This window comes from Tianweitania sp., from assembly GCF_032053605.1.
Taxonomy (GTDB): Bacteria; Pseudomonadota; Alphaproteobacteria; order Rhizobiales; family Rhizobiaceae; genus Tianweitania.
In genome coordinates this window covers 98,990-121,687 of record NZ_DAMBUH010000002.1, presented here as the reverse complement: position 1 = coordinate 121,687, position 22,698 = coordinate 98,990, and the positions used below count along the sequence as shown (strand labels likewise).

Here is a 22,698-nt window from a genome sequence, read left to right as displayed (position 1 = left end):
TCAGCAACACGATGCGGCCCTGAGACATCCAGGCGGCAATTGCCGAACCTATGGCAATCGCAATCGCAAACACCGCGAGATAGGCGGTCACGGCAATTTCGCCGCCGCCGAGGCTGTTCTTGACCAGGCTCGGCAGCAGCGACATCAACACTGCTCCGACGCCCCAGAACCAGGACGTCATGAGCGCTGTGCGCCAGATGCGCGGCATGCCCCGCAATTCGCCGACCAGAGTCCAGGTCGAGCGCAGCACGTTGGTGTTGATCTTCAGATTGGGCGCCGCCGAACCCGTCGCCGGGATGAAACGGCTGGCGAACCAGCAGATCACAGACAGCGCAAGCATCACAGGCCCGAATACCGCCACGCTGATCCCGCCGGTGGACGCGATGCCGCCTGCAATCGTTCCGCCAAGAATGGCAATAAAAGTGCCGCCCTCGATCCAGGCATTGGCGCGCGGCAGATCCCGCTTTTCAAGATGATCCGGCAGAATGCCGTATTTGATGGGCCCGAACAGCGAGGAAATGACGCCGAACAAGAACAGTGCCGTCATCATGATCCAGACGGAATGAAAGGCGAGCCCGACGACTGCGATCGCCGCAGCGCCGATTTCGGCCAGCCGGAGCTTCTGCGCCACCGCCGCCTTGTCGTATCGATCCGCCATCTCGCCGCCGAGCGCCGACAAGAGGAGGAACGGGAGCATGAAGATCGCGCCTGCAAGCGTGATCAGGGACGCACCCCCGCTGCCCGGCAGGGTGAAGAGGATGAGGAACACCAGCGTATTCTTCAGGAAGTTGTCGTTGAAGGCGGACAGGAACTGCGTCCAGAACAAAGGCGCAAAGCGCCGGGACGTCATCAGGCTGGTAGTCATTTGTTTTCCCCGAAGCTGGTGTTCTTAGTGCACGCTGCCGGTCAGGCGCCCTTGTTCATTTCCATCAGAAGCTTTTCCGTTTTGGCTTCCTCGATGCGATTGATAAAGCGATCCGCTTCTTCGGTGTCGCGCAGGGTCTTGGTGATGGTGATGGTGATGGAGGTATGCACCAGCATGATGGCCGACATGGCATAGAAGCCCTTGGCCGCGAAGCTTGCTTCCATAAAGTAGATACCTCCCGCCATCATCACCAAAGCCACGCCGAAGCTTAGCAGGGTGAACATCTTCCAGGCTTGAGAGTCGGCGTGTGGATGGCCCGTGTTGATCGACATGGTCGCTTTCCCTTGTTATGAACAGCGTTCATGATTGCAAGCTAGCACAGTTTGAACGCCGTTCAAGATGTTTCTTGAACATTGTTCACGAACAGAACGACGGGAGGCCGGGCAATGGCATCGAGCGAGCGAAGAGCAAAGCTGAAGGAAAGGCTCGTCGAGGCCGCCACCGACTGTATCCGCGCCAATGGCCTGGGCGGCCTTCGCGCGAGGGACATTACGACGGACGCAGGCTGCTCGCTCGGTGCGCTCTACAATGTCTTCGCCGACATCGACGACCTTGTCGTGCACGTCAATTCGCAAACACTTCGGCATTTGCGCGACGTCGTGGACAAGGCCGGCCAAGGCACATCATCGCCAAGTGAACAACTCGTAGCGCTGGCAATCGGCTATCTGAACTTCGCCCGCTCCGAGACGGCTGTATGGATGTCGCTCTTCGAGCATCGCATGCCGGCGGGCGTTCTGGTCCCGCAATGGCATCTCGATGAGCACGCAGCACTGATAGAGCAGATTGCGGAACCGCTTGCAGCTCTTCATCCGGAGCTTGAACAAGCCCATCTTCTAAGACGGGCGAGAACCCTCTTCTCGGCAGTCCACGGCGTTGTCCTGTTGGGCTTAGGCGACTGGTTCGTAGGTCCCGGCGCATCCGCCGTAGAAGACGAATTGCGCTTGATCGTTAATGCAATGATTTCGGGACTGGCTGCAGATAGCACTATGCCTGCTTGAGCGCAGAAATTTGCGTACCGAGTTCTGCTTTACACGGAAATGGTACCTGAACCTGATCATCGCCGGTTCAACAGCCAGATGAGGTAGGGACCGCCAACCATGGCAGCTACGAGGCCGATCGGGAGTTGGTAGGGGAAGGCAAGCGTGCGTGCCATCCAGTCGGCCAGCACCATCAAGGTCGCACCGATCAGGACGGCGCCTGTGAGTTGTGGGATGGGGCGGGCAAAGCCGGCGAGGCGTGCCATATGGGGCGCCATCAAGCCTACAAAGGAGAGCGGGCCGACGAACAGCGTCGAGGCTGCGGAAAGAAGGGCGGCGATGAGCACCAGAATGCTTGCCGCAAGGCTACGCTTGAGCCCAACCGACTGAGCAAACGGCAGACCAAGCGGCAGAACCTGCAGCCAACGCGCCAGCAGCGGCAAGGGTGCGATGAACAACACGGCAGTGGCTAGTGCCATCATCGCGTCTTCAGGGGCCACGCGCGAGGTCGAGCCGCTTAGCCAGTTCAGCAGCCGCATCGATTCCGGCCCTGCCCGCGCCATCACGACCGTGACGAGGGCACCGGCCAGGGAGCCAACAGCAATGCCTGACAGAAGAAGGCGTTCAGCTGCGAAGCGATGACGCGCTGATATAGCGATAACAAGCAGGATAGCGATGACCGAGCCGGCTGCAGCGCCACCAAGCTCTGCAACGCGCGATGCAGCAGGCCAGAACACAAGCACAGCAGCGAACCCGACGCCCGCGCCCGATGAAATGCCCAGCACTTCCGGGCTCGCCATCGCATTGCCGGTCACACGCTGCATCAACACGCCGGTTGCCGCCAGCATGGCACCGGCAGAAGCGGCCGCGATGAAGCGCGGGGCGCGCCAGGGAGCAACGAGATCGAACAGTTGTCCTGTTGCAATCGCCCAGCCCTCGCCGTTCTTACCGATAAACAGCGCGCAAATACCAAGCACCAACAGCAACAATCCGGGAAGCACGAGGCGCCAGGATGCCACTCTGGTGGCCAAAGCAACGCTCTGTTGCGTCGCCCGCAGCGAGCCGCCCAAGCGCGGCAGAAGCCAGAGAAGAAGGGGACCGCCGAGAAGCGCGGTCGCGGCACCGGTCGGCACTGTTTCGCTGATACCGAGCGATATGAGCCGCACCAAACCATCGGTCAGAAGCAGGATCAAGGCGCCTGCGATGGGGGATACGACGAGGATCTGTCGCAGGCTTCGCGCGCCCGCCATCCGAGCGAGGTTCGGCGCCGCCAAACCGATAAAGCCGATAACACCGACTTCGGCCGTCACCGAAGCTGCCAGAAACACCGAAAGCGTCAGCACCGCTAGCCGAGTTCCTGTGACGCCGAGACCAAGGGCACGCGCATTGGCGTCATCCAGCGCCAATAGCTCCAGAGGGCGTATCAGCAGCGCGGCCACGAAGACGGCAAGTGTGAGGCGGATCGCTAGCGAGGTGGTCGGCGCCCAGCTTTGCTGTTCAAGCGAGCCGCCGCCCCAGATAAACATCGACATCATGTATTCGCCGTTGGCCAAGATCAGCGTTGACGAAAACGCGGCGGCGATCAGCGAAATGAGCATCCCGCTGAGCACCACGGTGATCGGATCGAGCGCGCGGCGCCAGGACAGGGCAACCACCAGAAACAGCGCAACCGCGCCGCCAACAAAGGCGACGCCTTCGCGAGCAACAGCCATCAGCCCCGGTGCATAAAGAAGCGCGGCACTCATCGCGAGTTGAGCGCCCGACACGACGCCTAGCGTGGACGGATCGGCGATCGGATTGCGCAAGACACGCTGCATCAGCGCCCCGGCCAGACCTAGTGCCGCACCGGCCAGAAGAGCAACTGTGCCGCGTGGCAGCGTCGAGTAATGCAGGATGATCTCAGCCAACTGGTCGCTAGGTGACGGCCAGTCGTGCACAATTTGCCAGCCGAACAACAAGGCGGCCAGTAAGCCCAGTGCGGCAAGAAGGAGGGTCGCCGGCATTGCAGCGCTCGTCGGCCGCAGCCTCTCGAGACTCATGCCGCGCCCTCCAGGCCTTCGGCGAGAAGGCGCGCGAAGCGCCTTGCTGCCGGTAAGCCGCCGAAAGGATTGATGTTCGGGAGCCAGACTGTACGGCCTTCGCGCACCGCCGGCATGGCCTGCCAGAGCGCACTTTGCGGCAGCGCGCGCGCCGCTTCGGGAGGGACGGGCCCGACCACGGCGATCGTAGCGTCGGGATGATCTGCAAGGCGCTCCAAGCCGACCGGAGCGGTTGCGCTGTAGGCCGTTTTCGTGGCCCAGGAGTTGGCAAACCCCAGGCGAGCGGCCACATCACCGAACATGGAGTCGATGCCAAAGGCGCGGAAATGCCTGGCGTCGCCCAGATTGATGATCAGGATCGGACGTTCCCGCTTACGCGCAAGCCGTTCGCCCACGGAGGCAAGGTAGCTGTCCGTTCCAGCGATATAGCTTTCCGCCGTTACCTGCAGATCCTGATCCTGAGCCATGCCGCGCATTGCGGCGACGGCCTTCTCGTAGGGCGCCTGTCCCCGCAGGTAGATGCTGAACTCGCGCACAGGCGCCATGCGCCTTAACGTATCGTTGGCCCAGGCCGAGTAGTTCGAGCCATAGATGAGGGATGGCTGCAGGGTCGCGAGAAGCTCAAAATTGATTGCGCCGCGCAAGCCGAGATCGATGATGCCGTCAGGCAGAGGCGGTTCGGCGACGATCTTTTTGAACAACACCAGCTCGACGGCCGCCAGGGGCTTGAGGCCGAGCGCCAATGCCGTTTCGAGCAAAGCCCAGTCAACAATGGCAATGCGACCGGTGTCAGCCCGAGCGGACGCGAAAGGCAGCGTAAGACTGCCGGCACATAGCGCAAGGATATCTCTTCGCGTCCTCACCGGACATAGGCGACAGGAATGCCGCTGTCTGGATGGGGGAAGAGGCCCATGGAAATTCCGTAAATCTGCTGAAGAACATCCGGGCGCATGATCTCGGCCGGGGTGCCATCGGCGACAACACGGCCGGCGCCCATCGCCACCAGCCTGTCGCAGATGCGGGCTGCCATGTTGATATCATGCAGAACGACAACGACGCTCAGGCCGCGCTTCTTGGCAAGGGTGCGCACAAGATCAAGCATTTCAGTTTGATGCGAGATGTCGAGGGCCGATGTCGGCTCATCCAGCACGAGGCATTCCGTATCCTGTGCGAGAAGCAGAGCCAGCCAAACCCGCTGACGCTCACCGCCGGAAAGAGTATCGACCAGGCGCAAGCGGAATGCCGTGACGCCGGTCTGCTCTATCGCCTCCTCGACCTTGGCGCGGTCTTCAACCGTGAAGCGCCCGAAAGTGCCGTGCCAGGGAAAGCGTCCGAGCGAAACGAACTCTTCGACATTCATGCCATCGGTGCTCGGCATGAACTGCGGCAGATAGGCAAGCCGGCGGGCGAAGGCACGGTCGCCCTCTTGCCGGAGATCCTCGCCGCGGAAGTGAATGCTTCCATCAGCAGGCACTTCCTGTCGCGCCAGCATCTTCACCAGCGTCGATTTGCCGGAGCCGTTGGGTCCGATCAGGCCGTGGATGTGGCCCGATTCGAGACGCAGATCGAGACCTTCGATGATGGTGCGTCCCGGAACCCGGAACGAGACCCCTGCCAGCGTAAACAGTGCATGCTCGCTGGCGACTCCGATCGAAGCTGCCCGTCCCGCTACCATGTGTTGTTTTCGCTGAGGCGCGAGCCGCGGTAACAACGACCAGCGCTGACCCATGCCAGGCTCTGCACCGTTAAGATCTCTAGCAAAAGCGATCTCGGATACTCTGTAAAGCGGACCGGCTGCTTGCCTAAGGTCGTTGTCAGCATCAGGTGCCCTGCGCAATCTCGTCGCCGCTATAGGTGTAGCTCGCCAGGAGATCAAGACCGAGGGCAAGGCCCACTGCCGCTTCAGGCTAAAGGCCCAGTTAGCCGGTACGAAGCCGATGACATCGACCTCCTGCCGAATGCCGTGCATGTGCAAGAACATCACACTCGTCAGGTATGTCTCAGCTTAAGCTAAAACATGATTGTGTAGCTCATCAATTCTGTTAGCGAGGCTGGCGTCATTAAGGAACTTTCTCATGCCGCATCGCCTGCTCCCGCATTATCGCCTTCTCAGCCTGTCCTGTGCCATCATCGCGCTGCCAGGGTTCGCAATGGCACAAACGGTGACTCTCGATACGGTTGTGGTGACTGGCGGCGATGGATCGGGAACGGGGCCTGTAACCGGTTACGTTGCACGCGACACAACAAGCGGCTCCAAGACTGACACGCCTCTTATCGAAATTCCGCAGTCGATATCAGTAGTCACGACGGAGCAGCTTGAAGATCGAGGTGTTCAGAACCTCGGAGAAGCGTTGAACTATACGGCTGGCGTTGTCACTCAGCCGTTCGGCAACGACTCCCGCTTTTTTGCACCCATCATCCGCGGCTTCGACGCCAAAGATAATATCTACCTCAACAATTTCCGCTTTGTGCGCGATTTCGGTGCCCTTTCCCCCGAGACCTATGGACAAGAGCGGATCGAGGTCGTGAAGGGCCCGGCATCCGTGCTTTACGGTCAGGCCGTGCCTGGCGGCATCGTCAACCTGATCCAAAAGCGCCCTACGGGCACGACCTTCCGCGAAGCGGTGGTTGAGCTTGGATCCGACAACCGCTACGTCGGCAAAGTCGATCTTGGAGGCGTCTCAGCCAACGAAGCTGTCTCTTATCGTCTCACAGGTGTGGGGCGTCTTGCAGATACGCAACAGGACGATGTCGAAGACAACCGCCTTTATATCGCCCCCACGATCATCTTCGAGCCGGATGCCGACACCTCGCTGACCGTCCTGTCGTCGCTTCAGTACGACAAAGCGAATTCCCCCTTTGGTCTGCCGCAGGCTGGCACCCTCGACTTCAATCCGAATGGTGAGATCCCCGCTTCCCGCTACCTCGGAGAGAAGGATTTCGATCAGTCTGAATTCCTCACAGCGACCGTGGGTTATGAATTCAGGCACCGGTTCAACGAGCAGGTGGAGGTTCGCCAGAACGCTCAGCTCCTTTACACTGATATCGACTACCAGAACCTATACTACTCTGGATTTGCGGCGAACCAGCGGTCTGTCCTGCGCGGCGCATCCGTCCAAGCCGAAACGCAGACATCCTTCGGGATCGACAACCAGCTGGAATCGAAATTCGATACAGGGGCGCTGCAACACACCCTTCTCGTTGGCCTCGACCATCGCCGGCATGAGCAGAACCGGTCGTCGAACTTCACGACGGGACAGACACCGATCGACGCCTATAACCCGGTCCACGGTTCGCCGGTCTTCGTTGATCCGACGAAAACTACGGTCAAGGACCTTCGTCTCAACCAGACGGGCCTGTATGCACAGGATCAGATCAAGTTCGACCGGCTTGTGACCACGCTTGGCATCCGCCAGGACTGGTCCAAACTTGAGGATACGCTGACCGGCTCACAGCCTAAGGATACCGCAACGACTTGGCGTGTCGGAACCGTCTATCTCTTCGATAATGGTCTTGCGCCTTACATCAGCTATTCGACTTCGTTCGACCCAATCATTGGCACTACCACGGCAGGCGACCTCTACAAGCCGACAGAAGGCGAGCAGATCGAAGGTGGTTTGAAGTTCCAGCCTGAGGGTTGGGACAGCTTCGTAACCGCAAGCCTCTACAGCCTGACGCGGACCAATGTCGTCGCCACACAGGCCGAGACGGTGAATGGACTTCTGACGAATGTGCGCTCGCAAACCGGCGAAGTTCGTAGCCAAGGCTTCGAACTGGAAGGAACGGCGAGCCTTGCAGCAGGGCTGGATCTCATCGCCGCCTATACCTACACCGACGCCGAAATCCTTGAGGGTACCGACACGCTGCGCAATGGGATTGTGACCGCAACGACGACCGGCAACCAACCTGCCAATGTGCCCGAGCATTCGGCATCGCTTTGGGTGAACTATACCCTCCAGCCGCAAATCTTCTCGCCCAGTTTCGCATGGCTCGAAGGTGTGTCCGTTGGCGCGGGTGTTCGCTACCTCGGTGAGCGCTATGGCAATGATAGCAACCTGATCCATCTGCCCTCGGCAACTTTGTTCGATGCCGCGATTCGCTATGAGCGAGACAATTTCAAAGCCTCGCTCAACGTCAACAACATTGCTGATGATGACTATGTCGCAAGCTGTAACTTCGGCTGCTTCTATGGTGAGGGTCGTACCGTTCTGGGCAGCATCGCCCTGAAATGGTGAGTGCTCTAGCTGCGGAGCGGAACCGCTTTCAAAGGTTCTAGGAGGTACTGCTTAGGCTAACCGGAAACGATCCGGCACCAGGCTGGCATCGCACCACTACATCCTCTAACCTCCGAAGCAGACCAGCCGTCGCCCACGATCGGCGGCTGGATGCGGGAATTACCGGAGGAGAACAGTGGTGATGCACCATCAAGACCTGACGTCCGCAAACCGTCTGCCGGTTGCTGGTTTGGCCCATGTTGTGGGCGATACGACACAGCCGCTCCTTCCCCATACGCTGCCGGATCTTCTCGCAGCGACAGTGGCAAGGGAAGGCGAGCGGGAAGCGGCGATCTTTGTGCAGCAATGGCACCGCTTTACCTGGTACGAGCTTGGACAGGCCGTCGATGCCTTTGCCGGCGGGCTTCACAGACTTGGCCTCGTTAAAGGCGACCGTGTCGGCATCTGGTCGCCCAATCGATGGGAATGGCTGGTCACGCAATATGCCACCGCGCGTATTGGCCTCATCCTGGTCAACATCAATCCGGCCTATCGTACGGCCGAGCTTGAATACGCGCTCACCAAGGTCGGCTGTAAGGCGCTGGTGACGGCTGAAAGCTTCAAGTCTTCTGATTACCTGCAGATGCTCGCTACGCTTGCGCCGGAGATCGCATCCGCAACCTCCGGCCACTTGAACTCGGCTCGCCTGCCAGATCTAAAATTCGTGATCCACATGGGCGAAGGGTCACGACGAGGCATGCTGAGCTTCACAGAAGTGAGCGAGGACGGGCAGCATGTCTCGAAGGCTGAACTCGACGCGTTCAGCGCGAAACTGAAGCAAGACGACCCGATCAACATCCAGTTCACCAGCGGCACGACCGGAGCACCGAAGGGCGCGACCCTCACGCACGTCAACATCGTCAACAACGGCCACTTCGTCACGGCTGCGATGGAGCTGACGGCTGAAGATCGCCTGTGCATCCCCGTGCCCTTCTACCACTGCTTCGGCATGGTCATGGGCTCGATCGGCTGCGTCACCAAGGGCGCGACCATGGTTTTCCCCGGCGAGGGCTTCGATCCGGCAGCCTCTTTGGCAGCAGTGCAACAGGAGGAATGCACGGCGCTGTATGGCGTACCGACCATGTTCGTCGCCATGCTCGATCATCCTGACTTCGGAAGGTTCGATGTTTCGACCTTGCGCACGGGCATCATGGCAGGGGCGCCTTGCCCCATCGAGATCATGAAGCGTGTGGTTTCGGAAATGAACATGAGCGAAGTTACGATCGCCTATGGCATGACCGAAACCAGCCCGGTGTCGTTCCAAAGCGCCATCGATGATCCGCTGGAGCGCCGCGTCACCACAGTCGGTCGCGTGCATCCTCATGTCGAGGTCAAGATTGTGGGCGACGACGGCGAGACGCTGAAGCCGGGCGAGCGCGGTGAGCTGTGCACGCGCGGGTATTCCGTAATGCAGGGCTATTGGGACGATTCGGCCCGTACGTCTGAGGCAATCGATGCAGAAGGCTGGATGCACACCGGCGATCTCGCCGTCATCGACGATGAGGGCTACTGCAACATCGTCGGACGGGTGAAGGACCTTGTGATCCGCGGAGGTGAAAACATCTATCCGCGCGAAATCGAGGAATTCCTTTACCGCCATCCCAAGGTTCGGGAAGTGCAGGTTTTCGGCGTGCCGGATCCCCGTTATGGCGAGGAACTATGCGCCTGGATCGTGCCGAAGGCCGGTGAGGACGTGAGCGAAGACGAGATCAGGGCCTTCTGCAAGGAGCAGATCGCCCATTACAAGGTGCCTCGCTACGTGCGATTCAAAAACGAGCTGCCAACCACTGTTACCGGCAAGGCTCAGAAGTTCATGATGCGCGACGCAATGGTTCATGAACTCGAGATCATTGCGCCGCAAACAGCCTAAACAGCGTTCGCGGCGGGTCGCCTCCGGAAGTCAGACAGCGAGGAATCCGCCGTCCACGGACAAGACTGCGCCCGACACCATGCCGGCATCATCAGACAAGAGCATGGCGATGCTGCGGGCCACTTCGTCGGCTTCCGCGAAGCGGTTGAACGGATGGCGCACCATCATCGGCTCACTCTTGACGGGATCGGACCAGGCTTCCACGGCAAGCTCAGTCAGGGTGATGGTGGGCGCCACGCAATTAACGCGGATGTTATGGGGGCCGAGCTCCTTGGCCAAAACGCGCGATGCGCCTTCCAAGCCGGCTTTGGAGGCCGCGTAGCACAGGTGGTTCTGGAAGCCGCGATGGCCAGCAATCGAGGTGATGTTGACGATGGCGCCGCCACCGCCGGCGGCAATGCGGCTCTTGGCGAATTCCTGGCAGGTAATTAGCGCGGCGCGCAGGTTGATACCGAGCACAGCCTCATAGCCCTCGTCCGTCATATCCAGCACGCTTTCCAGCACATTGATGCCGGCGGAGTTGATGAGGAAGTCGCAGGTTCCGGCTTCCGCAACGGCCGCGCGTGTCGCAACCGGGTCCTGTAGATCAACGCGGATCGTGCGGGCGCCGAGTTCCTCGCGCAGACCATCCAGATCGGCTTGCGTGCGGCTGAGCGCGATGACTTCGGCGCCCCGCGCGGCCATCAACCGCGCACAGGCGCGTCCGATACCTTTGCCTGCGCCGGTGATGAGGACCGATTTTCCTGCGAAGTCCATGCTTGTTCTCCAGAAGTCCTTAGTCGCGGTCATCAAGCTGATGGTGATCCGCGTTGATGTCGTTGAACCGTCAGGTTGACGGGTGAAGCGCCGCTTGCTCGCGGCGGCGAATGTCGCGCGTTGTGTCCTGAAGCTTCAGGAACGCCTCGTAGCGCAACGCGTGACGCGCCGTGATCGCCTGATCATCAGCCGTGCAGCGCGTGGCGACGTGGGACATGGCCGGCATGGCAGTTCGAATATCGGGGTACGCGCCTGCGGCAACCGCGCCGAGGATGGCGGAGCCGAGCAGAACAGGCTCGGGGCAAGCGGTGACCTCAACCGGCAGTCCGGTTGCATCGGCCAATATCTGCCACGCAAGAGGATGCGCGCCCGCGCCGCCGGAAATGCTGATCGTTGCAACCGGCGCGCCATGATTTGCCTGCGTTTCCGCGATCTGGCGCAGTCCGCAACCCAGGCCGCAAAGGCCGGCGACGTAGAGGGCGACGAGGCTGTCGATGCCTTCCTCCATGCCCAGCCCGACGATCACCGCGCGGGCATAAGGATCGGCAAAGGGCGCGCGGTTGCCGAGGAACTCCGGTACGACATGCAGATCATCGGCAAGACGCACGGCCTGCGAGGCAGTTCCGGCCAGTTCCAGCGCCTTATCGGCCAGCCAATGCGGCAGCGATTTGCCTTCTGCCGAAGCCGATCTTTCCGCTTCCGCTCTCGCCGGATGATGCTTGATCAACTGATCGATCGCGGCTCCGGCTGCCGACTGACCGCCCTCGTTGAGCCACATGCCAGGCACCATGGCAGAGAAATACGGCCCCCAGACACCCGGCACGAAGGCAGGCTCGGCCGTCGTCGTCATCGTGCAGGAGGAGGTGCCGAACACATAGCCTAGGCAGCGCGTTGGATCCCCTGCCCCACCACCGGCGAACACTGTTCCCAACCCACCGGCATGAGCGTCGATCAGACCGGCAGCAACGGCCGTGCCGGGCTGAAGCCCCATGTCCGCTGCTGCTTCCGGCGACAAGCCGTTGCCGAGCCGCGATCCCGGCTCAACGACACTTTGGCCAATGCGACGAGAATCCTCGTCGGCCAGATCACCAAGGCCGATCTCGTGGAAGTAAGACGCATCCCAGCGCTTTTCGTGCGCGAGATAAGTCCATTTGCAGGTCACCGTGCAGGACGAGCGATCGAGCGCGCCGGTGGCCTTCCAGGTCAGGAAATCGGTGAGATCAAAGAAGTGCTCTGCTTGGGCGTAGATATCTGGGCGATGTTCCTTCAACCACAGCAGCTTCGGCGTCTGCATTTCGGGCGAGATGCGACCGCCGACATAGCGCAGCACGTCATGGCCAAGCGCGTTGATGCGCGAAGCCTGCTCAAGCGCGCGATGATCCATCCAGACGATGATGTCGCGCTCGGGGTGATCAGGGGCCCCGACAGGAAGGCTCACGCCATTAGTACCAAGCACCACCAAAGAGCAGGTGGCATCGAACCCGATGCCACTAACAGAGGCCGGAGCAACGCCGGCTTCTGCCACCGCATCGCGGACAGATGAACACACAGCCTGCCAGATTTGCGCGCTGGACTGTTCGTAAATGCCGCCGTCCTCACGGTGCATGGCGATCGAATGCTTGGCAGTGGCGAGAAGATCGCCCTGCCGATTAAACACGCCAGCGCGGGCGCTACCCGTGCCGACATCGATGCCGATAAAGGTGCGCGACAGGTCACTGACCTCATTCATCATGGTGTTCTCCAATCGCGCACATCTTGCATGGCCAGGCTGTTGCTTGCCTCATTGACGGGAGCAACAGCCATGTTGTTCGACCTTAAACCCGGTCGAAGTTGGTGGGCAGCACCAGCATGTCGCGGATGGTGACCGTGCGCTTGCGGGTGAGCATGAATTCCAGCGCATCCGCCACTTCGCTCGGATCGATCAAGCTGCCGGATTCCTTGGCTTTGCGCAGGTTTTCTTCCGGCCAATCGGCCAGCAGAGCGGACACAACCGGACCCGGTGAAACCTGGGCGACACGGACCCCATGCGGGATCATCTGACGGCGCATGGTCTGCACGAAGCAGGTGATCGCCCACTTCGAGCTGGCATAAACGGGCTCCCAAAATGTCGGGAAATGGCCTGCAATCGAGCAGGTGACCACGATGTCGCCCGTGCCGCGCTCGCTCATATGCGGAACCACCGCATGCACGTTCTTCATCACGGCGTTGACGTTGAGGTTCAGCATTCGGTCGATGGAAGCCGCGTCGGTTTCGGTGAGATCGCCGCCGATATAAGTGCCGGCATTGCAATACAGGATGTCGATATGATCGACCTTCTGAAGGATCTCCGGCACCATCGCCGCGCAGCTTTCCGGGTCGATCAGGTTGGTCACCTGCGCGATCGCCCTTTCGCCGAGCTTGGCGGTCAGTTCCTTCAAGGCCGCTTCATTGAAGTCCACCATCACCACGGTCGTGCCATTGCGCAGCAGCATTTCAGTGGTGGCAAGCCCGATACCCGAGGCAGCGCCAGTGATGACGGCGATCTTGCCGTTCAGGGATTCCGACATTCTTGGTCTCCAAAGTCGATGTTTGAAAAATCATGCGAGAGCAGCATTGCGCCCTCGTTGTTCATACGTGATCGCTGGGGGTCGCGACCCTCAGCGCCACTCGCGTCCGATGTAGATGGCGAGCAGGATGATGAAGCCCTTGATGACGTCCTGTAGATACGGGTTGATGCCCATCAGGTTCAGGCCGTTGTTCAATATGCCGAGCAAGACCGCGCCGATTAGCGTGCCGAAGATCAGGCCACGGCCGCCTGCGATCGCTGTTCCACCCAGAACCACCGCCGCAATCGCATCGAGCTCGAAACCGACGCCGGCATTCGGCTGACCCGACATCAGACGGCCCGTCAGGATCAGCGCGGCAAGGGCGGCGGTCAGGCCGGAGATGACGTAAACTGCCAGCTTCACGCGTTCAGTCTTCACACCGGACAGCTTGGCCGCAACTTCGTTACCGCCGATGGCATAAACATGCCGGCCAAAGGGCGTACGATGCAGCAGCACCCAGGCAATGACATAGATCAGCGCCATGGCGATGACCGGCACCGGAATGATGCCGACGCGCCCCACGCCAAACCAGGAAATCCAGGATGGCAGGCCGGAAATCGGATAGCCGCCGGAATAGATCAGGCCGAGACCGCGCGCGATGCCCATCGTCGCCAGCGTCACGATGATGGCAGGCATTCTCCCCCACGCCACAAGGACGCCGTTGAAGAAGCCAAGCCCGAGCCCAACCAGCAGGCCCGCCAGAAGGCCGACGCCGGCCGGCATGCCCATCTTGACCATAAGCCCGGCCGCGATCGTTCCGGCCAGTGCCATGACCGCGCCGACCGACAGGTCGATGCCGCCGGTCAGGATGACGAAACTCATGCCGACCGCGAGGATCGCCACCACCGAAACCTGCCGCAGCACGTTGAGGAGGTTGGACACGCTGAAGAAGTTATCGCTGGCCAATCCCATCAGGACCGACACCACGATGAGGCCGATCAGCGGCAGGGCCAGCGGCGAGGCGAAGAGCTTTCGGAACACCGACCCCACCGAGCGAGAAGGGTTTGCGGGTGAAGCGACTGTGGTTTCAGGCGACATTTCTTGCTTTCCCCGTCGTAGCGTGGGTCATGATCCCCTCGGAAGTGATGGCATCGCCTTCCACCGTCGCGACGATCCCGCCGGAGCGGAACACGCAAACCCGGTCGGACATGCCGATCACTTCCGGCAGTTCGGATGAGATCATGATGATGGCGTGGCCCTTGGCGGTGAAATCCCGCATGAGCTGGTAGATTTCGGACTTGGCACCGACGTCGATGCCCCGCGTCGGCTCGTCGAAGATCAGTACCTTCATGCTGTGGTTCAGCCAGCGGGCGATAACCACCTTCTGCTGGTTGCCGCCGGATAGGTTGTCGACGCGCGTATGGCTGTTTGGCGCCTTGACGCGCACGGACTTCATCGCCGCTTCGGAAGAAGCGAGCTCCTTCTGCATATCGATGAACCACATGTTTTTTCGATATTTGGCGTAGTTGTTGATCGAGATGTTCTGCAGGATCGGGAAGCTGGTGATCAGCCCCTCTTCCTTCCGGTTCTCAGGCAGGAGGCCGATACCGTGGGCAAGACCATCCGCCGGTTCGCGGAACCGCGTCTCGACGCCGTCGACCTTGACCTTGCGGCGGATGGCGGGGTAGGCGCCAAGCATAGCCAGGGCTGTTTCGGTCCGGCCGGAACCAACCAGCCCGGCAAAGCCAAGGATCTCGCCTTCACGCAGTTGGAAGGAAGAAACCGGGCCGCCACGCCGAAGCTGGACTTCTTCGCATTCGAGCAGGATCTTGGCCTGCGGCAGCAAGGCAGGCTTAGGCGGAAAACTGTTTTCGATGCGCCGCCCGACCATCATCTCGACCAGACGGTCGTTGTCGATATTAGCCACGTCGCTGTCGCCGACGAACTCGCCATCGCGCAAAACGGTGATGCGGTCGCAAATCTCGAAGATTTCTTCGAGATGGTGCGAGATGAAGATGATGGCGACGCCCTGCTTGCGTAGCTCACGCATGACCTTGAAGAGATGCTCGACCTCGGACGGCGTCAGTGTCGCGGTAGGCTCATCCAGAACGAGGATGCGGGCGTTGAGCGACAGCGCCTTGGCAATTTCAACGAACTGCTGCTCGGCAACCGACAACCTGCGTACCGGCACGTCCAGCGGCAGGTCCACGTCCAGCTGCTTCAGGATTTCCTGAGCACGCTTGCGCATGGCAGCGCGATCCAGAAAGCCGAGCTTCGTGGTCATCTCGCGCGCAAGAAACATGTTCTCGACCGGCGTCAAATAGGGGATCAGGCTAAATTCCTGAAACACGATGCCGATGCCGGCGGCGATGGCCTGATCGTAGTCGGCAAAGTGGTGTTCTTCGCCATTGATCCGGATCGTCCCGGCCGTCGGTGTCAGGATCCCGCACAGGATCTTCATCAGCGTGGACTTGCCAGCGCCGTTTTCGCCGAGAAGGGCGTGGATCTCGCCGGCTTTGACTTCAAGATCGACGCCGCGCAGAACCTCAACGGGTCCGAAACGCTTCCTGATCCCCTCCAGACGCAGCATGTCCACACCTCCCTCAGTTCAGAACAAGAACCGTCCCTGCCTGTATTGGGCAGGGACGGCCGGAGACCTGCTTACCAGCTGAAGTCCTTGGCATTCGCGCTGTCGACGACACGCACATCGATCGGCACGGCGGCCGGAACAACGCGAGCGCCCCACTTGTGAGCCAGTGCCAAAGCCAAGCCGACGCGAACCTGGTCACGCGGGAACTGCGCGGTGGTTTCGATGAAGGCGCCGCCCTTGGTAATGGCTTCCACAGCTTCCGGCGCACCGTCTACCGAGGTCAGCTTGATGTCCTTGCCCGAGCCTTCGATGGCCGCCAGCGCACCCATCGCGCCGCCGTCGTTGACGGAGAAGATGCCGGCGAGATTCGGATAGGACTGGATCATGTTCTCGACCACGCCGAGTGCGACCGAACGATCCTGACGGCCATTCTGTGTGGTCACGAGCTTGATGTCTGGGTTTTCACCCAGTGCGGCCTTGCAGCCTTCAACCCGTTCGAGGATCGGCACAACGGGGATGCCGTCGAGGATCGCAACCTCGCCTTTGCCGCCGAGCTTCTCAGCCATGTACTTGCAGGACTGGTAGCCGGCGTCGCGGTTCTTCGAACCCACAAACGTGTCCACCGGACCGCTTGCGTTGGCGTCGACCGCAACCACGATCACGTTCTTATCCTTGGCCATCGTCACGGCGGATTCGATGCCGGCGCTGTCGGTCGGATTGAGCAGCAGGATGTCGATACCCTGCTGCAGCATGTCTTCGACGTCCGAAATCTGCTTGGCGACGTCATGACCGGCATCAGTCACGATGACCTCCGCACCGATTGCCTTGGCCGCCTCGTTCAGGGCTTCCTGCATGGACACGAAATACGGATTGTTCAGCTCCTGAAAGGTCATGCCGATCTTGAGCTTCTTTTCCTGTGCCATGGCCGGAACCGCAGCGCTGAGTGCCAAAGCGGCGACGGAAAACGCCAAAAGTGTCTTCTTCATAGTCAGTCCTCCCTAGGTGGTTCTAATGGGCAGTATTGCCCGTTCTCGGTCGACGATCATCGCCCAGATTCTTGGTGATCACGCGGCTTCCCATCGGCGGCAATTCGCCGGCCAGATGGGTCTGGTTCGCTGCAAAGGTTTCGCGGAACTGCGAGGGTGACATGCCCTTCAAGGCCAGGAACTGGCGATTGAAGTTCGACAGGTTGGAAAAGCCGACCTCGAAGCAGATCTCGGCCACCTTCGTGTCCGGTTCGGTCAACAGCATCTGGCAGGCAAGATCGACGCGAAGCTGGTTCTTGTATCGCACCAGCGTCGTGCCAGTGTGCTTTTTGAACGCCCGCGAAAAGGTGCTGGAAGTCAGCCCGACAACCTCGGCCAACTCCCCCTCGTCCACCGACCGGACTAGGTTCTCACGCAGATAGGCAATGGCTTGATTGATGCCGCAGCGCGCGTTTCTGTCGACGTTGAGCTCATAGCTCAGGCTGGCAAGCACTTCCGGTTGCGGCGCGCAGGCCAAAACGTCAAGAATTTCCCAAAACAGCGATAGGCGGCGCATGCCCCGCGCTTCGATCAGGCTGCGCATCAAGGGTGCAACGGTGCGGCTGGTGGCATCGTCGAACAGCAGACCGCGTCGGCTGCGATTGAGCAGAGGGCGAATAGCCGCTACCTCTGGCATCATGTCGCCGGCGTCGTCGACAAAGGCTTCGGGAAACTGGATCACCATCGAACGCAGCGGGACGATCTCACCCGGTGCAATTTCGCTGATCCAGTTCTGCGGCAGGTTCGGCCCCGTCATGACCAGCTGTCCGCGCGAAAAATCGCCGATGTGATCGCCGACATAGAACTTGCCGGCCGTTTCAACGACGAGATGGATTTCGTATTCTGGATGATAATGCCAGCGCACGGTGCGGAACGGGTAGCCATGCATCCAGGCGGCGAAGGATTCGCCTTTGCGGATGTGGACCAGTTCCAGGTCGGGCTGCATGGCTGAACGATCCTCCCTCGGGCCTCGTCGGACCCAACGTCTAAGCGGCCTCCTCGCCACTCAACGTCATGGGAACGTTACAATGAGACTACCTCGCCGCTCCACTACAGCAGCAAACTCCGACTGATACTTTTTTGTCACCTAGGCGAGGGGCGCACTGCGAATTGTCGCCTGAGCTTCTCGATGGAAGCCGGTCCAATGGGGCTTGATGAAGCGATAGACCGCACTGGTCACGCTGAGCGGCCCACCCATGGTCGGTCTCCAGCTCTCCGAGAGACTTGCGCGCCATTCTATAACGGCGCGCAAGTGCAGGCATGCGATTTGCTTAGGCCGCAGAACGCTTCGCGTCGTCCAGTCCAAGCCGATATTCAACCAGATCCTTGATCGTGACGACGAGCAATCCATGCTGCTCGCCAAACAGTTCGAGATCCGTCAGCCGGGACATCGTGCCGTCATCATTGGAAACCTCGCAGATGACGCCCGACGGAAGCTTACCTGCCATGCGGCAAAGGTCGACGGCGGCTTCGGTGTGTCCGGTCCGGCCAAGCACACCCTGCGGGTTTGCCCGGAGCGGGAAGATATGGCCGGGCCGAGCGAACTCTTCAGGCCGCGCGGCCGGATCGACAAGCGCCTTCACGGTCGCCGCCCGGTCCGCCGCCGAGATGCCAGTGGACGTCCCGGGAATGTAGTCCACCGACACGGTGAAGGCCGTCTTCATGGATTCGGTGTTGTTGGGCACCATAAGGGGAAGATCGAGCTCGTCGAGACGTGCGCCGTCCATTGCGACGCAGATCAGGCCGCGGGCCTTGTTCATCATGAACGCGATCTTGTCGGGTGTTGCATCTTCGGACGCGAAAATCAGATCGCCTTCGTTTTCGCGATCCTCGTCATCCACAACGATAACCATCTCGCCGCGCGCGATGGCTATCACTGCATCTTCGATTTTGGAGATAGGCATGGTCAAGTCTTTCAAGGGTTAAGCCGGTGAAGGCTGTTGCATCGGCTCGCGCCGACAAAACTTTCCCTTGGGCGAACAAGCACCACGAGTGACCTTGTTGCGGTCACCGCGGGTTTGCTCTCTTCCATCCGGACTATAACCGTCGGCTCCGGCATCGCACCGGATCTGCTGACCTTCCCAACCGGGAAGCGCTCGCGGGCTCCGGGACAAGCCCGATACCGCCGGTGGGGAGTTACACCCCGCCCTGAGAACAGATCGACTGTATGGCTAAACGGGTACGGACTGCAACCCTCCATAGGAGCGAAGCAAAAAGTCGCGAAACCGAGCGATCTACTTGGCGATCAGCACTTCGATCCCGCGCTTTTCAAATTCCCGCGCATCGCGGTCAGATATGCCGTCATCGGTGATGAAAGAGTGGATCACATCGAGCGATCCCAAACGCGTGAAGGACGACCGGTTGATCTTGGTGGAATCGGCCACGAGATAGACGTGCGCGGCGGCCTTGATCATGGCCTCTTTCAGCTGCAAGTCCGCAAAGCTCGGATAGGTCAGGCCTGCATCCAATGCGACCCCAGCGGTGGCGAGGAAGAGCTTTGCGGCAAAGATGTTGCGGAAGTAATCGACCGACTTGTCGCCGGAGAGCGACAGCGTGGGCGACTTGAACTGGCCGCCGGGCATATGAACCGCGAAGCTCGGAACCGACCCGAGTATCACGGCGATGTTCAGCGCGTTGGTGATCAAAGTCAGATCGCGGCGGCTGGTCAGCCGAGTGGCGATCTCGGTCGTCGTCGTACCCGCATCAAGGATCAGCGTTTCGCCGTCCTTGATGAGACCTGCGGCAAGAGCGCCGATGCGGCGCTTCTTGTCCATGTTCTCTTGGTGGTGGAGCGTCATCGTGCCGGTCTGCGGCGCGACGGAGTTCAGATAAGCGCCGCCGTGTTCTCGCGTGATGAAGCCTTCATTCTCCAGCCGCTCAAGATCCTGGCGAATCGTGGCTTCCGAAACGTGGAAGGCACCGGCCAGATCCCTGACCCGGGCCGAACCTTCCTCCTGAAGCCATTCGAGGATGCGGCGCCGTCTCGGCTCGGACAACAGCCCGATCATCGAGTCCGATGCGTCATGCTCGCTTTTTGCTTCCATTTGGATCGGCCCACACCCGCACTATCGCAATCAATCGAGACTAATCGATTTACTCCCGGTGATCCTTATAGCATCGGCACGTCGCATCAACCTCAATTGGCGTTCTGCTGCAGAACCACACGCGCCTGAAGCTTCTGCTGGATCTGATCGACAACGACGGCGGCGATGATGACGAGACCCTTGATCACCGTTTGCCAGAATGACGAAACGCCCATCATGATCAGGCCATCGGCGAGAATGCCGATCACGAACGCGCCGACGATCGTGCCGCCGATGCGACCGCGTCCGCCAGACATGGACGTGCCGCCGAGAACTGCCGCAGCAATGGCGTTGAGTTCGAACGTTTCGCCAGTGGCAGGGTGGCTGGCCTGCAACTGCGACGAGATGATGAGACCGACAAAGGCCGCACAGAAGCCGGAGAACATGTAGACGAACAGCTTGATGCGGTCGACATTCACGCCGGACAGGGCAGCACCACGCTCGTTGCCGCCCACGGCATAGATGTGCCGACCGAGCGGCGTGCGGGTTGCGAGATAGGCTGCCAGAAGCGCGACTATGACCATGATCCAGACGGAGATCGGCAGACCGAGCAGCGTGCCGGAGCCGATAATGCGGAACGTGTCCGAGCCGTATTCCGGGTTACCGGCGAGGTTCGGGAACGTCCGGCCCTCCGAAAACAAAAGTGCTGCACCACGGGCAACATAAAGGACGCCCAGCGTCGCAATGAACGGCGCGACGTTCAGCTTGGTGATCAGCATGCCGTTGATCCATCCTATGAAGACGCCGACCAGGAGCACGATGAGGCAGATTTCGATCGTGTTGAATTGAACGCTGTAGGCGATCCCGAGGAAGTTGAGATCGATCCCAAACAGCACGAGATACCCGGCAACCATCGCGCAAAGACCGACGATGGAGCCGACCGACAGATCGATGCCACCGGCAATGATCACAAAGGTCATGCCGATCGCGAGAAGGGCGTTAAGCGCCACATGCTTGGAGATGATCAGCATGTTGCCGGTCGAGAGGAAGTTCGGTGCGGCAATTGCGAAGAAAGCAAAGACCAGGATCAACGCAACAAAGGTCCGCATGTGTAAAAGCAGCAGCAGCGTGGATGTGCGCGACTTCACCCCATTCGTGACGGTTTTGACATCACCCGCGGCGTTGATGCTGCTCATTATACTTCAACCCTGTTGAGATTGGGCGTCGCCGCCGAAATCACGTCCGACGCCTTGGCACCGGCCGGAAACTGTCCGGTCAGCCGGCCGTTTGCCATGACGAGAATACGATCCGAAAGCGCGAGAACCTCTTCCAGATCGGAGGTGACGAAGAGAATGCCGAGGCCGTCCGCCGCCAGGCGCCGCATGGTGCGGAAGATTTCGGCCTTGGCGCCGATGTCGATGCCGCGCGAGGGCTCGTCCATCAGGAGAATGCGCGGCTTGGTCATCAGCGCCTTGCCGATCACGACCTTCTGCTGATTGCCGCCCGACAGGCTCGAAACCGGATGTTCCAGGCTGGCGATTTTGATCGCCATGCGCTTCACATAGTCGGCAGCCTTGGCGAGTTCCGCCTTCAGACTGAGGTGAAAGCCGCGCGTAAAATCATAGAGCGACGACATGGTCAGATTCTCGCGGATCGACATGATCTGCACCAGGCCATCGCGCTTGCGGTCTTCAGGGATCAGGGCGAGACCACGCCGGATGCGACCCGCAACGCTCTTTTCTTTCACCGGCCTGCCCGCAATAAACAGCTGGCCCGAGGAATTCGGATGCTGGGCCATGATGCATTCCAAGAGTTCGGAACGCCCTGCTCCCATCAGCCCATAAAGCCCAACGATCTCGCCCGCGCGCACGGAAAGCGACATGTGATCGACGGCATAACCGCCGGCCGGGCTTGCAAGACAGACCTCCTCGGCACGGAAGATCTCTTCGCCGAGTTCATGCTCGACTGTCTTGGGAAACTCCTTGGAGGCGCTGCCGATCATGTTGGCGACAATCCAGGGAATGTCGACGCCCTGCATCGAGCGTGAGCCGGTGATGACCCCGTCTCGCAGCACGGTGATGTAGTCGCCGATGCGGATCAGCTCTTCCAGCCGGTGCGAGATATAAACAATGCCGACGCCCTGCTTCTTCAGGTCGTTAATGACCCGAAACAGAACCTCGACCTCGGTGGCAGAAAGTGCCGAAGTCGGCTCATCCAGGATCAGGATGCGGGCGTTCTCGGCCAGCGCCTTGGCGATCTCGACGATCTGTTGCTGGCCGATCCGCAGGTTGCCAAGCGGCGAATTCGGATCGATGTCTTGCTCGAGGCGCTTCATCAGCGCACGAGCCGTGGCGGTTTGCGCGGCACTGTCGATGTGGATGCCGGCACGCGTTTTTTCGTGGCCGACGAAGATGTTTTCGGTAACCGTCAGGTTCGGAAACAGGTTAAGTTCCTGGAAGACGATGCCGACGCCGTGCTTGGCCGCATCGGCCTTGTCGGCGAAGGTGACGGGCTTGCCGTCCCGTTCGATCGTCCCGCCGTTGAGTTGCTCGACGCCGGCAATGATCTTCATCAGCGTTGACTTGCCAGCTCCGTTTTCACCGACCAGGACATTAACCGCACCCATGCGCAGGTCGAAGTCGACGTTCTTCAGCGCCTGCGTGCCCGGATAGATTTTCGAGCCGTTTCGGATCG

Annotated in this window: 18 protein-coding genes, 1 pseudogene and 1 riboswitch; of the genes and pseudogenes, 3 read left to right on the top strand and 16 right to left on the bottom strand. The window is 60.3% G+C overall.

Annotated features, from left to right (window positions below):
- Together RTX98_RS01245 and RTX98_RS01240 are read right to left on the bottom strand one after the other, a co-directional pair.
- A pseudogene (locus RTX98_RS01245) lies at positions 1 to 808 on the bottom strand (MFS transporter); the annotation flags it as partial.
- Positions 809 to 906: 98 nt separating this feature from the next.
- The gene (locus tag RTX98_RS01240) at positions 907 to 1,197 is read right to left on the bottom strand and encodes a YiaA/YiaB family inner membrane protein (RefSeq protein WP_312794025.1); all 291 of its coding nucleotides are present in this window, start codon (positions 1,195 to 1,197) and stop codon (positions 907 to 909) included.
- Between the two features lie 114 nt (positions 1,198 to 1,311).
- On the opposite strand from RTX98_RS01240, the gene RTX98_RS01235 reads away from it, so the two are divergent.
- Positions 1,312 to 1,923, top strand: coding sequence for a TetR/AcrR family transcriptional regulator (locus tag RTX98_RS01235; protein ID WP_312794024.1), 612 nt, complete (start codon positions 1,312 to 1,314; stop codon positions 1,921 to 1,923).
- Between the two features lie 56 nt (positions 1,924 to 1,979).
- Here RTX98_RS01235 and fhuB read toward each other — a convergent pair whose 3' ends face one another.
- Genes fhuB through RTX98_RS01220 form a run of 3 tightly spaced genes read right to left on the bottom strand, consistent with a single transcriptional unit; the run spans position 1,980 to position 5,616 of the window.
- On the bottom strand, positions 1,980 to 3,941 hold the full coding sequence (gene fhuB / locus RTX98_RS01230) for a Fe(3+)-hydroxamate ABC transporter permease FhuB (protein WP_312794023.1): 1,962 nt from the start codon (positions 3,939 to 3,941) through the stop codon (positions 1,980 to 1,982).
- Positions 3,938 to 4,804, bottom strand: coding sequence for an ABC transporter substrate-binding protein (locus tag RTX98_RS01225; RefSeq protein WP_312794022.1), 867 nt, complete (start codon positions 4,802 to 4,804; stop codon positions 3,938 to 3,940). Before RTX98_RS01225 ends, fhuB begins: the two co-directional genes overlap by 4 nt.
- Positions 4,801 to 5,616 (bottom strand): ATP-binding cassette domain-containing protein, encoded by an 816-nt coding sequence (locus RTX98_RS01220; RefSeq protein WP_312794021.1) that lies wholly within the window; start codon positions 5,614 to 5,616, stop codon positions 4,801 to 4,803. Before RTX98_RS01220 ends, RTX98_RS01225 begins: the two co-directional genes overlap by 4 nt.
- A 400-nt stretch (positions 5,617 to 6,016) precedes the next feature.
- On the opposite strand from RTX98_RS01220, the gene RTX98_RS01215 reads away from it, so the two are divergent.
- A complete protein-coding gene (locus RTX98_RS01215; RefSeq protein WP_312794020.1) occupies positions 6,017 to 8,176 on the top strand; it encodes a TonB-dependent siderophore receptor in 2,160 nt (719 codons plus the stop codon).
- A 181-nt stretch (positions 8,177 to 8,357) separates the two neighbouring features.
- Positions 8,358 to 10,085, top strand: a complete 1,728-nt coding sequence (locus RTX98_RS01210) for an AMP-binding protein (protein ID WP_312794042.1) — start codon at positions 8,358 to 8,360, stop codon at positions 10,083 to 10,085.
- A gap of 30 nt (positions 10,086 to 10,115) precedes the next feature.
- On the opposite strand, the gene RTX98_RS01205 is transcribed toward RTX98_RS01210, so the two are convergent.
- From RTX98_RS01205 to RTX98_RS01155, 11 genes are all read right to left on the bottom strand, one after another.
- Positions 10,116 to 10,841, bottom strand: coding sequence for an SDR family oxidoreductase (locus RTX98_RS01205; protein WP_312794019.1), 726 nt, complete (start codon positions 10,839 to 10,841; stop codon positions 10,116 to 10,118).
- Between the two features lie 70 nt (positions 10,842 to 10,911).
- The gene (locus RTX98_RS01200) at positions 10,912 to 12,573 is read right to left on the bottom strand and encodes an FGGY-family carbohydrate kinase (protein WP_416223041.1); all 1,662 of its coding nucleotides are present in this window, start codon (positions 12,571 to 12,573) and stop codon (positions 10,912 to 10,914) included.
- Between the two features lie 82 nt (positions 12,574 to 12,655).
- Positions 12,656 to 13,387, bottom strand: coding sequence for an SDR family oxidoreductase (locus RTX98_RS01195; RefSeq protein WP_312794018.1), 732 nt, complete (start codon positions 13,385 to 13,387; stop codon positions 12,656 to 12,658).
- A 90-nt stretch (positions 13,388 to 13,477) separates the two neighbouring features.
- Complete coding sequence (locus tag RTX98_RS01190; RefSeq protein WP_312794017.1) at positions 13,478 to 14,464, bottom strand: ABC transporter permease; 987 nt, start codon at positions 14,462 to 14,464, stop codon at positions 13,478 to 13,480.
- Positions 14,454 to 15,956 (bottom strand): sugar ABC transporter ATP-binding protein, encoded by a 1,503-nt coding sequence (locus RTX98_RS01185; protein ID WP_312794016.1) that lies wholly within the window; start codon positions 15,954 to 15,956, stop codon positions 14,454 to 14,456. Before RTX98_RS01185 ends, RTX98_RS01190 begins: the two co-directional genes overlap by 11 nt.
- Positions 15,957 to 16,027: 71 nt before the next feature.
- Positions 16,028 to 16,942 carry an ABC transporter substrate-binding protein gene (locus RTX98_RS01180; RefSeq protein WP_312794015.1) on the bottom strand — a complete coding sequence of 305 codons (915 nt, stop codon included), beginning with the start codon at positions 16,940 to 16,942 and terminating at the stop codon, positions 16,028 to 16,030.
- A 22-nt stretch (positions 16,943 to 16,964) separates the two neighbouring features.
- Positions 16,965 to 17,927 carry an AraC family transcriptional regulator gene (locus RTX98_RS01175; protein ID WP_312794014.1) on the bottom strand — a complete coding sequence of 321 codons (963 nt, stop codon included), beginning with the start codon at positions 17,925 to 17,927 and terminating at the stop codon, positions 16,965 to 16,967.
- Between the two features lie 325 nt (positions 17,928 to 18,252).
- Complete coding sequence (gene ribB / locus RTX98_RS01170) at positions 18,253 to 18,885, bottom strand: 3,4-dihydroxy-2-butanone-4-phosphate synthase (protein ID WP_312794013.1); 633 nt, start codon at positions 18,883 to 18,885, stop codon at positions 18,253 to 18,255.
- A gap of 112 nt (positions 18,886 to 18,997) precedes the next feature.
- Positions 18,998 to 19,141, bottom strand: a riboswitch (FMN riboswitch).
- A gap of 74 nt (positions 19,142 to 19,215) precedes the next feature.
- Positions 19,216 to 20,025: a DeoR/GlpR family DNA-binding transcription regulator gene (locus RTX98_RS01165; RefSeq protein ID WP_312794012.1), complete on the bottom strand. Its 810-nt coding sequence runs from the start codon at positions 20,023 to 20,025 to the stop codon at positions 19,216 to 19,218.
- Between the two features lie 92 nt (positions 20,026 to 20,117).
- Entirely contained in the window at positions 20,118 to 21,113 is a 996-nt protein-coding gene (locus tag RTX98_RS01160) for an ABC transporter permease (protein WP_312794038.1), read from the bottom strand.
- An 86-nt stretch (positions 21,114 to 21,199) separates the two neighbouring features.
- Positions 21,200 to 22,696 carry a sugar ABC transporter ATP-binding protein gene (locus tag RTX98_RS01155; protein WP_312794011.1) on the bottom strand — a complete coding sequence of 499 codons (1,497 nt, stop codon included), beginning with the start codon at positions 22,694 to 22,696 and terminating at the stop codon, positions 21,200 to 21,202.
- Positions 22,697 to 22,698 lie beyond the last annotated feature (2 nt).